A 14,301-nucleotide genomic window follows, 5' to 3' on the forward strand; every position below is an offset into this window, starting at 1 on the left:
AATAAGAATGAGTGTAAGAATTACTACTGTAGCAAAAGAACTTCCACCATACTCCCGCGAAACCGCAGAGGTAATTCCTTTCGTGGAAACTTGGCTTGACGGGCAGGAGGAGCGGTTTAGAAGAAAAGTGATCAAGATCTTTGAAGGAGCTGCTGTAGATAAAAGGTATTCTATCATGGATCCTTCAGAAGTCTTTACTGCCACTTCTTTTGAAGATAAGAACCGCATTTACATAAGGGAGGTAAAGAAACTGGGATCCGGGGTGCTAAAAAAGGCATTAGAACAGTCAGGTTGGGCAGCAGATTCTATTGATTATCTCATCACCGTAAGCTGCACAGGGATCATGATCCCATCTCTCGATGCTTATTTGATCAACGAGTTGCAGATGAAACAGGATGTTCTTCGATTACCTGTAACCGAAATGGGTTGCGCTGCCGGAATTTCAGGAATGATCTATGCCAACAATTTTTTGAAAGCTAATCCCGGGAAGAGGGCGGCGGTTATAGCAGTGGAAAGTCCGACAGCAACCTTTCAACTTGAGGATTTTTCCATGGCAAATATGGTGAGCGCTGCGATCTTTGGAGACGGTGCTGCATGTGTCCTAATGTCTTCTGAAGAAGATGCAAAAGGTCCAGGTATTATTGGAGATGATATGTACCACTTCTTTGATGCTACACATCTAATGGGCTTTGACCTCACAGATATGGGCTTGAAAATGGTTCTGGACCCAGCTGTTCCTCAAACCATTGCCGATCATTTCCCTCAAATAATTCATCCTTTTCTCAAAAAACATGATTCGTCTATTGATAAGGTCGAGCATTTGATCTTTCATCCCGGAGGAAAAAAGATTGTGCAGACGGTTGAGGATCTTTTTGGTAAATTAGGTAAGAATATAGACGACACCAAAGAGGTGCTGCGGCTTTATGGAAATATGAGCAGTGCTACGGTGCTTTATGTACTGGAAAGATTTCTTAACCGGCCCATTGAAAAAGGGGAGCAGGGACTTATGCTAAGCTTTGGCCCCGGATTTTCGGCCCAAAAAATATTACTGGAATGGTAAAGGATTTTGAAGGAAAAGATTATTGGGCCCTGGTGCTTGGCGGAAGTAGCGGCCTGGGTTTTGCTTCGGCCAAGAAACTGGCAGAGCATGGAATGAACATCCTGGTTGTTCATCGCGACAGGAAAGACGACCTGCCCGAAATCAAATCGGCTTTTGATGAGATAAGGCAATTGGGAGTAAAATTACATTCCTTTAACCGGGACGCTACCAGGAAAGACCGTAGGGAGGAGATCAAACAGGAAATGCAGGAGATATTAGGGAGTTCGGGAAAAGTACGAACCATGTTGCACAGCATTTCAAAAGGCAATCTTAAGTCGATGTTAGGAGATGAACCAACCCTTCGCAGTGATGATTTCCAGCAAACCATAGATGCCATGGCCATAAGCCTTTACGACTGGACCAAATTAATCTATGATGCAGGTCTGTTCGCAAAAGATGCCCGTATTCTGTCGTTTACCAGTGAAGGCAATACCAAAGCCTGGAAAGATTACGCAGCAGTTTCGGCTGCCAAAGTAGCCTTGGAAGCTATAACCCGTAGTATAGCTCTGGAGTTTGCTCCTGAAGGAATTCGCGCCAATTGCATCCAGGCAGGAGTGACAGTAACAAGGTCCTTAGAGTTGATCCCCGGTTATGAAACTTTGCGGCAACACGCTTTAAAAAGGAATCCGTTTAAGCGGCTCACGACTCCTACAGATGTTGCCAATGCTGTCTACTTGCTTAGCAAAGACGAAGCCAGCTGGATTACAGGAACTGTGATCCCTGTGAATGGAGGGGAACACCTGAAGTAGTTATTAGTTAAAAGTTAATAGTTAGATTGAAAAGCCTGCAGCACAGAAAGTCTGAATCTAAAACATTGAACCACAAGGATGTCATAGATCTTTTACCATATTCTGAACCTTTTCTGTTTGTGGATGAGCTAAAAAAAGTATCCGAAAATGGCATTTTTGGAACCTATACATTTAAAGAAGATTCAGATTTCTATAGAGGCCATTTTAAGGATAATCCAGTGACGCCGGGAGTGATTCTTACAGAATGTATGGCCCAGATCGGCGTAGTTTGCCTCGGAATTTTTCTACTGAAGGACAAAGAAACCAATAACTACAGGATCGCTCTGTCCAATTCAACAGTTGATTATTATCTGCCGGTCTTTCCCGGAGAGACAGTGAGCGTTGTTTCAGAGAAGATCTATTTCAGGTTTAATAAATTGAAGTGCAAAGTCAAGATGTTTAATGCTGAAGAAAAGCTTGTGTGCAAGGGAGAAATTTCAGGAATGATCAAAGTCGATGAATAGAAGAGTAGTAATTACCGGAATGGGCATTGCCGCGCCGAACGGTGTGGGTCTTGATGTATTTACGGAAAGTCTCAAAAAGGGCAAAAGCGGAATAAGCTTTCACCAGGAACTTGAGCGGCTTAAGTTTAGGTGCCAGATCGCCGGTCAACCTGAAATTCTGGAGGAAATGCTGAAAAACTATTTCACAGACCTGGAACTTCGGGGTCTCAATAGCAGCGGAATTGTTTACGGAGTGATATCGGGTGTTGACGCCTGGAAAGATGCCAAACTACCTGTAGGTGAAGAAGCGGAAACTGACTGGGACAGTGGGATCATCTTTGGCACAGGAATACTTGGAGTGGATAAATTTCGGGAAGCAATTCATTTGATCGACGATAAGAATACTCGCAGATTAGGAAGCACCAGTGTCATTCAAACGATGGCCAGTGGAATAAGTGCTTATTTGAACAGTAAACTCGCCTGCGGAAACCAGGTCACTACCAATTCTTCGGCTTGTACTACAGGGACAGAGGCCATCTTGATGGCTGCAGAAAGGATAAGGTCCGGAAAAGCTAAAAGAATCTTGGCAGGAAGCTGCAGCGACAGCGGTCCGTATATCTGGGGAGGTTTTGACGCTATGCGAATATTACCGGGCAAATACAATCAAAATCCGCAAGAGGGATCGCGCCCTATGAGCGCATCGGCGGCAGGCTTTGTTCCTGGAAGTGGGGCAGGGGCATTGGTGCTGGAAGACCTGGAATCGGCTTTGGAAAGAGGAGCGAAGATCTACGCCGAAGTTCTTGGGGGGCACATCAACAGCGGCGGACAAAGAAATAAAGGGAGTATGACAGCTCCAAATTCAGAAGGTGTAAAAAGGTGTATAGAAAATGCCATTTTTGACGCCGGAGTACGGGGAGACGAAATCGACAGCATCAACGGTCACTTGACCGCGACCGCTATGGATGCTACAGAAGTGAAGAACTGGAGCGAAGCATTAGGAGTATCGGGAAACGAATTCCCTTACATCAACAGCTTAAAAAGCCTTACCGGTCACTGCCTGAGTGCCGCCGGAAGCGTCGAAAGTGTGGCGAGCGTTTTACAGATATCGGAAGATTTCATCTTTGGGAACATAAATTCTGAAGACCTGCATCCTGAGATCAATGAAATGGCAACCAGGGATAAGGTACCTCAAAAAACCCTTTTTAGAGAGGTAAATAAAGTCGCGAAAGCAAGTTTTGGGTTTGGAGATGTAAATGCAGTCGTGATTTTTAGTAAATTCAGATAATATAGTGGTTAGTGATCGGTGTTTAGTGGTCATAAAAATTTTGAATATTGAATTTTAAATCTTGAATCTAGAGAATGGAAACAAATGAGATTATTTATTGCCTCAAAAAGATCGTGAAGCCCTACGTACAAAATGATCTGGCCTATCAGGACTTTGGAGAAGAAACAGATTTTATACAGGACCTGGAGATAAATTCGGCTAACCTGGTGGATATCGTTCTTGATGTAGAAGATGAATTCAACATTGCGATCGATAATGACTCCATGGATAACATGCTCACCGTAAATGATGCTGTAGAGATCATTAAGACAAAGCAAAGGGAACAGTGATAGGCAATGATGTGATCGACCTGCAGCTCGCCAGCCGGCAAAGTAACTGGCGACGCAAAGGCTTTTTGGAAAAGGTATTTTTAGAAGACGAACAGGAGTATATCACTGGATCACACAACCCAAACCTTGTAGTTTGGCTTTTATGGAGCATGAAAGAAGCTGCATACAAAGCGAATCAACGGGAATTAAATTTACCCCGCCGGCTCAACTGGCTGGCACAGGAATGTAGGATTATAAATGTATCTTCAGAAAAGGCTTCAGGTACAGTAAAGATCACTGAAAGGATTTATCATACTACTTCAGAAATAACTTCAGAATACATTCATACTTCCGCAGAAAGAATTCCTGCCTGGGGTGTCAAAAATGCCATTTTCGAGACCTCTTCTTCCGAAGTAAAACAAGAGGTCATTAGGCTTGTTTCAGAAAAATTTCAGATCAAAGAAAAAGAAATCCGGCTTGAGAAAGATGCCTTTGGAATGCCATTTTTGAGCAGTAATAACAGCTTCTTTTTTAATCGCTTTTCCCTTAGCGGGCACGGCAAATTCTACGCTTACAGTCTCTCGTTAATTAACTGTGAAACATCAGTTAAACAGTCTTAAGGACTTTGGACGAGTTTTGGTGCAATTGTATCTTTATTTGAATCCAAAAACGAACTAAATGAAGTCTGTAGATAAGAAAGAAGTTATTAGCAGCCAGTCGGCTGAATTTATTCAACAAGCTGAACCCGGAAAATTTCACAAAATGATCCCCGATACCTTCATTATTAAGATGGATAGTGGTGCGCAGGGTTATGCCATAAGACATTTGAACAGGCAGGATATGCTCCTTATTGATACAACTGCATCTGGGGCAAAAGAAGGCATAAAACATCTTGTGGAAGAAGGTTATAAGATCAAAGGGATCCTGGTGACGCATAAAGATGCATTGCAAAAGACTTATGCCCCTTTAAAGGAAATCTCGCAAGATGCCGGGGGAGCACCAATTTTTAGCCATCCCGTGAATAACACCAATCTCGATTTTAACGTGAGGGATATTAATGGCAAAAATGACATTTTTAAACACTTTTCTATAGAGCTCACAGATTTTCCTTCAAAAAGTGGGGAAACTGCGGTTATTTATTCAGAAATAAACAACGGGATGATCTTTGCCGGAGATACTGTTGAAGCCACTCCTTATGATGAGGAAGGTGACGAGTTGAAGAGGGCAGATACAGGAAGTGAAAATAAGAATCGTGGTATTGCAGAGAACTGGCGAACCTATGTTAGGGAATTTCGCTATTTCTTTCCTTATAAGGGGAAACCAAAATTCAATGTTACTGAAGGGCAGCAAAAGGATCTGATCGTAAAACTTGGCAGCACCGGAGAAGGTGGAAACAACCCTAATCTCTAACCTGCTATATCATATAGACTGATCAACCGCTGCGAATTCACAGGATTTTGTGGCGGTTTTTTATAGGAGAGGGCTATTCCCTAGAGTACTTTCGCCTTCACTTCAATTCTCGGGTTTGTAAAGTTGAGAATTCCGGTGAAGGTATATGGAAGGTGCTTTTCGGGTAGTCCTTTTTATTTGGTGCTATAGGTGAGCCTAACTATAAGATATTGTTAAACCACCTGTAGTTCCAAGCTAATTTTGATAATTTAAAAGGAATTAAATCTTCAGGAAATGTCAAAACTTAACGTCACACAGAAATTGATCAAGGAGCACCTTTTAAAGGGAGAAATGACTCCCGGAAAAGAAATTGGTATTAAGATCGACCAGGCTTTGTTACAGGATGCTACAGGAACTCTTGTGCAGCTGGAACTCGAGGCAATGGGACTGGACAGAGCCAAGACAGAAGTTGCTGTGCAATATGTTGATCACAACCTGTTGCAAACCGACTTTAAAAATGCCGATGATCACGCTTTTTTACTTTCAGCCTCTCAACGCTTTGGAATTTGGTACAGCAGGCCGGGAAACGGGGTAAGTCACCCTGTACACATGGAGCGCTTTGGTAAGCCCGGAAAAACCATGGTAGGATCTGATTCCCACACTCCTGCAGCAGGATCTTTGGGAATGCTGGCCATTGGGACGGGAGGACTGGATGTTGCGGCCGCAATTGCAGGTCAGCCATATTTCGTGAAAATGCCGCAGGTGATGGGCGTGAAGTTGACGGGAAAGTTACCCGACTGGGTGAGCGCAAAAGATGTGATCCTGGAAATGCTGAGGAGGTATGATGTAAAGGGTGGTGTAGGGAAGGTGATAGAATATTACGGTCCGGGATTGAAGGAGCTAAGTGCCATGGACAGGCATGTGATAGCAAATATGGGTGCCGAACTTGGTGCGACAACCACTGTATTCCCAAGTGACGAGATTACCAGGAAATTTTTGAAAAGTCAGGATAGGGAAGAGGACTGGACAGAATTATTGGCCGATGAAGGTTGTACTTATGATTTGGAGGATGAGATCGTTTTGGATGATCTGGTCCCTCTAATTGCAAAACCTACCAGCCCGGGAAATGTGGTTCCGGTGAGGGAAGTTGAAGGAAAGGAAATAGGGCAGGTGGTGATTGGATCATCAGCTAACCCCGGAGTTCGGGATTTCTGGGTTGCAGGAGCAATTGTCGATGGTAAAGCTACCCGGGAAGAAGTGTCTTTTGATATTAATCCTACTTCAAGACAGGTGATCCAGAATTTGATCGCCAATAAAGGATTTGAGAAACTTATTGCTGCAGGAGCGAGGTTCCACCAATCGGGTTGTATGGGTTGTATTGGAATGGGGCAGGCCCCGGCTTCAGATACCATCAGCTTAAGGACGATGCCACGTAATTTCCCCAGCAGGTCGGGAACAGAAGATGACCAGGTGTATCTATGCAGCCCTGAAACAGCAGCAGCTTCGGCTTTGACAGGAAAGATCACAGATCCGCGTGACCTGGAGCAGCTCTACGATATGAAATATCCAAGATATGAATATCCTGAAAAAGAATTGATCAATACCATGATGTTGGTGAAACCACCTGAAGATGGTTCGCATGTGGAGCTTAAGAAAGGACCGAACATTAAATCCCTTCCATATATCGAACCTCTAAGAGAAACCTGTGAAGTGCCTGTCTTGCTGAAAATGGGAGATAATATCTCAACAGATGAGATCCTGCGGGCAGGAGCAGAGGTGCTGCCATTCCGAAGTAATTTGCCGGAGATAAGTAAATTCTCCTATTCGGTCATAGATGATACCTTCTATGATAGAGCCCTGGAGGCTAAAGATCATTACGGCGGACATATAGTGGTGGCAAAAGACAATTACGCACAGGGATCAAGTAGGGAGCACGCAGCCCTGGCTCCTAAATACCTGGGACAGATCGCCGTCATTGCAAATTCTTACGCCCGTATTGCCTGGCAGAATCTTGTAAACTTCGGAATACTTCCCTTGGAGTTTATTGATATTGCCGATTATGACAAAATCGAGCAGGGGGACCAGGTAAACCTTCTGAATTTAAGGGAGGATGTCAAGAACAGGAACAACATAAAAGTTACTATTGAAAAGAGTAGTGGTGAAACGGTAGAGATTGAAACTAAACACAGCATGAGTGACAGGCAGATCCAGGTGCTTCTAAAAGGAGGAATAATCAATGAATTTAAAGAGCAGCTTAAGAATAAAGACATCAATGCTGTAGAGGAAAATACCGTTACCGATAATGAGAGGAAACAGATAAAATAAAGACGAAGTTTATGGGAATAGATCAAAGAAACCTGATCTCGTGAATCTTTCCTAAGGCCTTGGGATTTTCAATTTTTCATTGAATTATTAGCCGTTGAGAAGGAAGCTGCGACACAAAATAACTTTTTTCGACATGTTTAGAGGTAAAATATAGATCATGAAAAAGTATTTTAGCTTTACCGGACAGATTCTGGGAACAATTATGATCCTGGGTTCTTTATTAGCTGCCTGTGGTAGTCCAAATCGCAACATGGCAGATGATCCAAAATACCGGGAAATGGTAAAAGAAGTAAGCGATCTGGAATTTGAGATAGAAAATGAATGGGCAAACCCCACACAATATAACAGGGTAAATCTTCTGGGAAATCCTAACCGGATTAAGTTCGAAAATGACTCTGTAGAAGTATATCTTCCATTCTTTGGGGAACGGTATGCCGGTGGAGCTTATGACCCCGATGACGGAGCCATACAATATAGAGGTGTTCCAAAAAACCTGAAACTCCAGGAAAATCCGGAAAAAGGAGCTGTAAATATTTTTTTTGAAGGGAACAGGAATACAGAAAGCCTGGATTTTCGAATCACCATCTTTCCCAACGGAGTTGCCAGGACTTCAGTTACTTCTACCCAAAGGGAAACAATCGTATATGATGGAAGATTGATAAACCGCTAATATCCATGGCCACCTTAAAAACAAAACCCACAGAAGCCAGTGTTAAAGATTTTCTGGATCAAGTAGAAGCTGAACAGCGGAAAGCCGACTGTTTTGAGCTTTTACAGATATGTTCTGAAGTTACGGGAGAGCCTGCAAAGATGTGGGGAGATAATATGGTGGGCTTTGGAAAATACCATTATAAATATAAATCTGGCCATGAAGGCGCATGGTTTCTAACCGGATTTTCACCTAGAAAGCAAAATCTTACGGTTTATATCATGGCAGGTTTTCGGGATTATGAAGTTCTTTTAAAAGAACTGGGGAAACACAAAACTTCTTCATCTTGTCTTTATATTAAAAAACTGGATGATATTGACAGGGAAGTGTTAAAAAAATTGATTAGTACCTCTGTAGAGGATATGAGGAAGAAATCTTCTCAATAGCCTATTCCTATATTTTCTATTTTACATAATATAAATTATAGTGCACATTATATCATTTATTGTTTTTCATATTTTAGAGCACTTTGCTTCCTGAATCCTTTACCTGGTCTTGTCATGAATACTAAAATGATTTTTACAAAAGAAGCTAAGCTTCTATCCAGAAATATAAAGACAGTCGTCGAAAGTTTTAAAGGACCTGTTTAAGACCGGAGTTGTTGAGCTGCAATTCTCAGATTCGAATCGGCCATTCTTGTGAAATAAAAATTCCCAACCTTATGATTGAGTCATATTGAACAAATAAAGCGAATTTGTAAAATTTAGCTAACTTAAGCCTCCTAACCGTTAAAAATCAAATAATGAAAAACAAATTTTTAAAATTATCTTCTATCCTGCTAATTTCGGTTTTCTCAGGTATGAGCGGAATCCAGGCACAGGAACTGGAAGGATCCTGGGAAGGTAAATTGGATGTTCAGGGTAATGAACTGCCTTTAAAGTTCGACATTGCAAAAGAGAATGAGTCGTTTTCAGGCACTATGGATAGTCCACTGCAGGGAGCTTTTGGGTTACCGCTTGATAAGGTAGAACTTGAAAATGATCAGGTAACCCTCTCCTATTCCCAGATCGGTGCTACTTATACAGGAACACTGAACGGAGAAACGATTTCTGGAACCTTTAGACAATCGGGTCAGGAATTCCCTCTGGTCCTTAATAAAGTAGAAAAAACCGTACCCGGAGATCCTTCTCTGCCTTCTTCTGAAAAAGAACTGGAGCAATTGGCATCATATGACCAGGGAAAATATAAATATGAAGTTGAAGATTACTTTGCAAAGCCAAAAGCTAGTTCTTTCCAATTCTCACCAGATGGTAAATACATGTCTTACCGCGAAAAAGATGAGAATGCGAAAAATCATGTTTTTGTTAAGAATCTTGAAACAAACGAGATAACCCGCGCCATTGTCGAAAAGGACGAACTGGTTAGAGGTTATGGCTGGGCCAATGAGGATAGGCTTCTTTATGTTATGGACAAGGGAGGAAATGAAAATTATCATTTATATGCAGCAGATGTTGATGGTTCCAATACAATGGATTTAACCCCGTTTGAAGGAGTCCAGACTCAGATCTTAGACATACTAAAAGATGACAAAAACCACGTCATTGTTTCGATGAACAAGGAAAATGCACAGGTTTTCGAACCGTACAAGGTAAATATTGAGACCGGCGAGATCACCAAATTGTTTACAAATGATGACATTGCAAATCCTATAATGAACTACCTTTTCGACAAGGATGGCACCTTAAGAGGTTTTGTGCGCTTACGGGAAGGTGTAAATATGGATCTTTACTACAAAAAAGATACAGCTAGTGATGACTTCGAAGTCGTGAAGCAAATTAACTGGAAAGATAACTTTAGTCCTTCCCTGAATTACGCTACTGAATATCCTCATGATGCATATGTTGTTTCAAACCTGGAAACAGATAAGAACACTGTTTACCTATATGATCTAAAGGAAGATAAGGTGATCAAAAAGTTATTTTCAAATGCTGACTACGATATCTCGGGAGTTTCTCTTTCCAGAAACCGGAATTATGAACTTGATTACTACACCTTCCAGGGAGAAAAGCGGGAAATTGTTCCGGTAAGTGACTACTATAAAAAACTGCATAAGCGAATCACCGAACAATTTCCCGATAAGCAGTATTCAATTGCGGATAAGACCGATGACGAAAGCAAATACCTTATTTTCCTTCAAAGTGATAAACTATACGGAGAGTACTGGTCATATGATGTAGAAGCCGATAAATTTGAATTGTTGTACAATTTAATGCCTCAGCTTAAAGCAGAAGATATGGCCGAAATGAGGCCAATCACTTTTAAAAGCAGGGATGGCAAAACTATTCATGGTTATATCACCTTGCCAAAAGCTGCTCTAGAAGGAAAAAAAGTTCCTGTTATTGTGAATCCGCATGGGGGACCTCAAGGAATCAGGGATTCCTGGGGCTTCAATCCTGAAGCACAATTATTTGCCAGCCGCGGCTATGCTACACTACAGGTGAATTTCAGAATTTCCGGGGGTTATGGACGTGAATTCATGGAATCGGGTTTCAAGCAGATAGGAAGAAAAGCTATGGACGATGTTGAAGATGGATTACAGTACGTGATCGACCAGGGATGGGTAGATCCAGAAAAAGCAGCGATCTATGGAGGCAGCCATGGTGGTTATGCGGTGCTAAGAGGTCTAACAAAGACTCCCGATCTTTATGCTGCAGGTGTGGATTACGTGGGGGTTTCCAACATATTTACTTTTATGGAAACCATACCTCCTTACTGGAAGCCTTATGAAAAGATCCTCAGAGAGATCTGGTATGATGAGAACATTCCTGAAGAGCGGGCCATTATTGAAGAAGTTTCACCGGTGTTCCATATAGACAAGATCAAGAAACCATTATTAGTTGTTCAGGGTGCCAATGATCCCCGGGTTAACATAGATGAGTCCGATCAAATTGTGCGAGCCCTGAGAGCAAAAGGCGTCGACGTGCCCTACATGGTCAAATATGATGAAGGACACGGCTTTGGGAAAGAAGAAAACCGAATAGACCTTTACGAAGCAATGTTAGGCTTCTTTGCCAAGCATTTGAAAGATGAGGCACTAGAACCCCCCTTCAAGAATTAAGGTTCTTAAACCCTAAATAATTATTACCTCTCGAAAATGTCATTTTTGAGAGGTATTTTTTTGGTATAATCTATTGTAGCTTTAAAATCTATTTTATCCTGAGTATATCTCTAATGATCTTGAGATGATGACCGGTGTGGATCACCAGGAACTTTGTCGTTTCATCTCTTTTAATGTGTCCAAAATAAGGGTGCTCAAAAAAGGCATATTTGGGAAGTTCTATAATTCCTGGTATTTTCTTCTTTGCCGAAACTATTTGGCTCTTTAACTCTTCTTCTGAAATATTCTCTTTGGGAATTGCTACTCTTGGAGCCCTGGCTTTTCCTCTGGGAATACGACCGGTGAAGTAAACCATTTCTTTCATCCAGCTGAACTTTTTTTGGTACTTCTCGGGATCTGAAGTGTTTATAGAATCAAGGATGGAATGAATAACCTTTAAACTATGAGCCAAATGCCAACCTACCGGCGCTTTGGAAACTTTGGGATCGAGCTGGTCTTTATTTTTGATGTACTGCTCCATCTCTTCTAACTGGGCCTGTAGTTTCTTTGATTTCATTTATTCCGGTTGGTTTCCTGGCAAGTTATAAAATACTGGAAGATTAAAAACCCGAAATGAAAGAGTTCCGGGTTTTTTAGACAAATAAGCAGACTAAAATATCTGAGAGACACTTATGATGCTAAGGCTGTACTTTTGGTCAATTCATCCTGAATATTGGAAGGCACAGGTTGATATCCATTGAAACTGGTACTGAAGGTAGCCCTCCCTTTTGTAAGGGAACGAAGCTCGGTCGAGAATCCGAATAATGCAGATTCCGGAGCAATGCATTTCAGGATCTGATAATTCTCTGCGCTTTCAATTCCCTGGATGATCGATCGCCGACTTTGAAGCTCGGTCATAACATTTCCAACCATATCTTCGGGAACCTTAACGGTTAGATCAAGAGCGGTTTCCAGAAGTTTTGGATCGGCATCCAGAAATGCCTTTTTAAAGGCATGAGCGCCGGCAATCTTAAAGGAGATGTCGTTAGAGTCTACTGAATGCATTTTTCCATCATAGACTATCACTCTTACATCACGAATATATGAACCTGTCAATGGACCATTTTCCATTACCTCGATAATTCCTTTCATCACCGAAGGCAAATAACGTTGATCAATCACCCCTCCAACAATACAGTTGTAGAATACAAGTTTACCACCCCAGGGCAGATCAACTTCTTCTTTCCCCTTGATGTTAAATCCTTCCGGCTCCGGCATATTTTGTTCCCACGGTTCGATCTTCATATGAACCTCTGCGAATTGCCCGGATCCTCCGGATTGTTTCTTGTGCCGGTAATTGGAATTAGATGATTTCTGAATCGTCTCCCTGAAAGCGATCTTAGGCTTGTTGAATTCGGCCTCTACACCATAAATATTCTTTAGGAGCCAATCAATCGTTGCCAAATGAAGTTCTCCCTGGCAGGCCAGGATCAATTGCCTGGATTCGTTTGAAAAGGTGACTTCCACCGTGGGATCCTGGCTATGGATCTTTTTAAGGGCATCACTTAGTTTCTCTTCGTCCTTAGTATTTACTGCAGAAACAGCTCTCCTTATTCTGGGCTGTGGATATTCTATAGGTTCTATAGTGATTTCCTCGCCGGGAACAGCAAGGGTGTCATTTGTTTCAGTATATTTTAATTTCAGGGTGGCCCCAATATCTCCAACTACAAGTTTTGAAATAGGGTTCCTTTCTTTTCCATCCATGATGAACAGCTGGTTCAAAACTTCAGTTTCACTACTTCTTGAATTCACTAATTTATCGTTCACTGTCACCTCTCCTCTTTTTACTTTGAAAAAAGTGACCTGTCCTAAATTGGGCTGGTGTATTGTTTTAAATACGAACAGAACAGGAGATTCTTTGGGTTTTGGTTCAATCTCTTTGCCTTCCTTACTTTTTTCAGCTTTTAGATCGACTGCAGCGGGAGCCACATTGTCAATAAAGCCCATAAGTCTTCCACTTCCCATATCATTAAGGGCAGATGTGCAGAAAACAGGGAAAAGGTCGTAATTAAGCATTCCGGCCCTTATTCCTTTCCGCATTTCATCTTCATTAAGAGAACCCTTTTCAAAGAACAGCTCCATTAATTCTTCATCATTTTCGGCAGCCTTCTCCACCAGTTCGTTATGTAAGGTCACAGCTATATCCATTTGATCATCGGGTATAGCAAGTTTTTCGGGCTTCCCTCCTTCCGCAGAGAATTTATACATCTTCATTTTAAGCACGTCAATGATACACTGCTTCCCATCCCTCATCAACGGATACTGGATCTTAACTGCTTTATTCCCCACAAGGTTTTTAATGGAATTGAAAGCAGTCTCAAAACTTAGGCCGGGGTGATCGATTTGATTGATGACAAAAACAGTGGGTTTTTGGTAATCTCTAATGTAATTCCAAATGATCTCTGTCCCTACTTCCACACCGTATTGCCCATTAAGAACTGTGACGATGGTATCGGCCACTCTAATTGAAGAAATAATCTCACCTATATAATCATCCAGACCCGGAGTATCAACGATGTTGATCTTATAATTCCGCCACTCGGTATGTAGAGGGGTGGCAAAGACAGAATTTCCCTTTTCATGCTCAATTTCATGGTAATCTGAAATTGTATTTCCAGCCTCTACAGTACCTCGCCTGTTGATCAATCCGGCTTCAAACAACATGGTTTCGGCCAGGGTAGTCTTACCCCCGTTATGGGCGCCAACAAAGACTACATTTTTGATGTGTTTGTCATCGTAAATCTTCATCTTTAAAAAAGTTTAGTGGAATGAGAAAAAAAACTAATGCGAAATAGCCGGAAATTAGAACTGAGAAGAGAAAAGGATCAAACATTATTTCCAGCTTTAGCGACTTGAAT

General features: G+C 41.9%; 13 protein-coding genes. 11 read left to right on the top strand and 2 right to left on the bottom strand.

Translation table 11 applies throughout. The features are described from left to right. Positions 1–7: 7 nt before the first annotated feature. The 11 genes from ACXYMT_RS09755 to ACXYMT_RS09805 all read left to right on the top strand — a co-directional run bounded on the left by ACXYMT_RS09755 (position 8) and on the right by ACXYMT_RS09805 (position 11,404). The gene (locus ACXYMT_RS09755) at positions 8–1,060 is read left to right on the top strand and encodes a type III polyketide synthase (RefSeq protein WP_459058884.1); all 1,053 of its coding nucleotides are present in this window, start codon (positions 8–10) and stop codon (positions 1,058–1,060) included. Beyond that, positions 1,054–1,848: an enoyl-ACP reductase FabI gene (locus ACXYMT_RS09760; protein WP_459058885.1), complete on the top strand. Its 795-nt coding sequence runs from the start codon at positions 1,054–1,056 to the stop codon at positions 1,846–1,848. The genes ACXYMT_RS09755 and ACXYMT_RS09760 overlap by 7 nt, the downstream gene beginning before the upstream one ends. A 65-nt stretch (positions 1,849–1,913) precedes the next feature. Beyond that, on the top strand, positions 1,914–2,351 hold the full coding sequence (locus ACXYMT_RS09765) for a 3-hydroxyacyl-ACP dehydratase FabZ family protein (protein ID WP_459058886.1): 438 nt from the start codon (positions 1,914–1,916) through the stop codon (positions 2,349–2,351). After that, positions 2,344–3,615: a beta-ketoacyl-[acyl-carrier-protein] synthase family protein gene (locus tag ACXYMT_RS09770; RefSeq protein ID WP_459058887.1), complete on the top strand. Its 1,272-nt coding sequence runs from the start codon at positions 2,344–2,346 to the stop codon at positions 3,613–3,615. The genes ACXYMT_RS09765 and ACXYMT_RS09770 overlap by 8 nt, the downstream gene beginning before the upstream one ends. A gap of 74 nt (positions 3,616–3,689) precedes the next feature. Continuing rightward, a complete protein-coding gene (locus ACXYMT_RS09775; RefSeq protein ID WP_459058888.1) occupies positions 3,690–3,944 on the top strand; it encodes an acyl carrier protein in 255 nt (84 codons plus the stop codon). After that, on the top strand, positions 3,941–4,543 hold the full coding sequence (locus tag ACXYMT_RS09780; RefSeq protein ID WP_459058889.1) for a 4'-phosphopantetheinyl transferase family protein: 603 nt from the start codon (positions 3,941–3,943) through the stop codon (positions 4,541–4,543). Before ACXYMT_RS09775 ends, ACXYMT_RS09780 begins: the two co-directional genes overlap by 4 nt. Before the next feature lie 58 nt (positions 4,544–4,601). Beyond that, positions 4,602–5,333 (top strand): hypothetical protein, encoded by a 732-nt coding sequence (locus ACXYMT_RS09785; RefSeq protein WP_459058890.1) that lies wholly within the window; start codon positions 4,602–4,604, stop codon positions 5,331–5,333. Between the two features lie 273 nt (positions 5,334–5,606). Next, a complete protein-coding gene (locus ACXYMT_RS09790; RefSeq protein ID WP_459058891.1) occupies positions 5,607–7,637 on the top strand; it encodes an aconitate hydratase in 2,031 nt (676 codons plus the stop codon). 157 nt (positions 7,638–7,794) lie between these two features. Beyond that, complete coding sequence (locus ACXYMT_RS09795; protein WP_459058892.1) at positions 7,795–8,307, top strand: DUF4251 domain-containing protein; 513 nt, start codon at positions 7,795–7,797, stop codon at positions 8,305–8,307. Positions 8,308–8,312: 5 nt separating this feature from the next. After that, a complete protein-coding gene (locus ACXYMT_RS09800; protein ID WP_459058893.1) occupies positions 8,313–8,732 on the top strand; it encodes a DUF1801 domain-containing protein in 420 nt (139 codons plus the stop codon). Between the two features lie 356 nt (positions 8,733–9,088). Further along, a complete protein-coding gene (locus ACXYMT_RS09805; RefSeq protein ID WP_459058894.1) occupies positions 9,089–11,404 on the top strand; it encodes a S9 family peptidase in 2,316 nt (771 codons plus the stop codon). A gap of 88 nt (positions 11,405–11,492) precedes the next feature. Here the strand turns inward: ACXYMT_RS09805 and ACXYMT_RS09810 are convergent, their stop codons facing one another. Together ACXYMT_RS09810 and ACXYMT_RS09815 are read right to left on the bottom strand one after the other, a co-directional pair. Beyond that, on the bottom strand, positions 11,493–11,960 hold the full coding sequence (locus ACXYMT_RS09810) for a DUF1569 domain-containing protein (RefSeq protein WP_459058895.1): 468 nt from the start codon (positions 11,958–11,960) through the stop codon (positions 11,493–11,495). Positions 11,961–12,073: 113 nt separating this feature from the next. Next, entirely contained in the window at positions 12,074–14,191 is a 2,118-nt protein-coding gene (locus tag ACXYMT_RS09815; protein WP_459058896.1) for an elongation factor G, read from the bottom strand. Between the last annotated feature and the right edge of the window lie 110 nt (positions 14,192–14,301).

This window comes from Salinimicrobium sp. CAU 1759, from assembly GCF_054482715.1.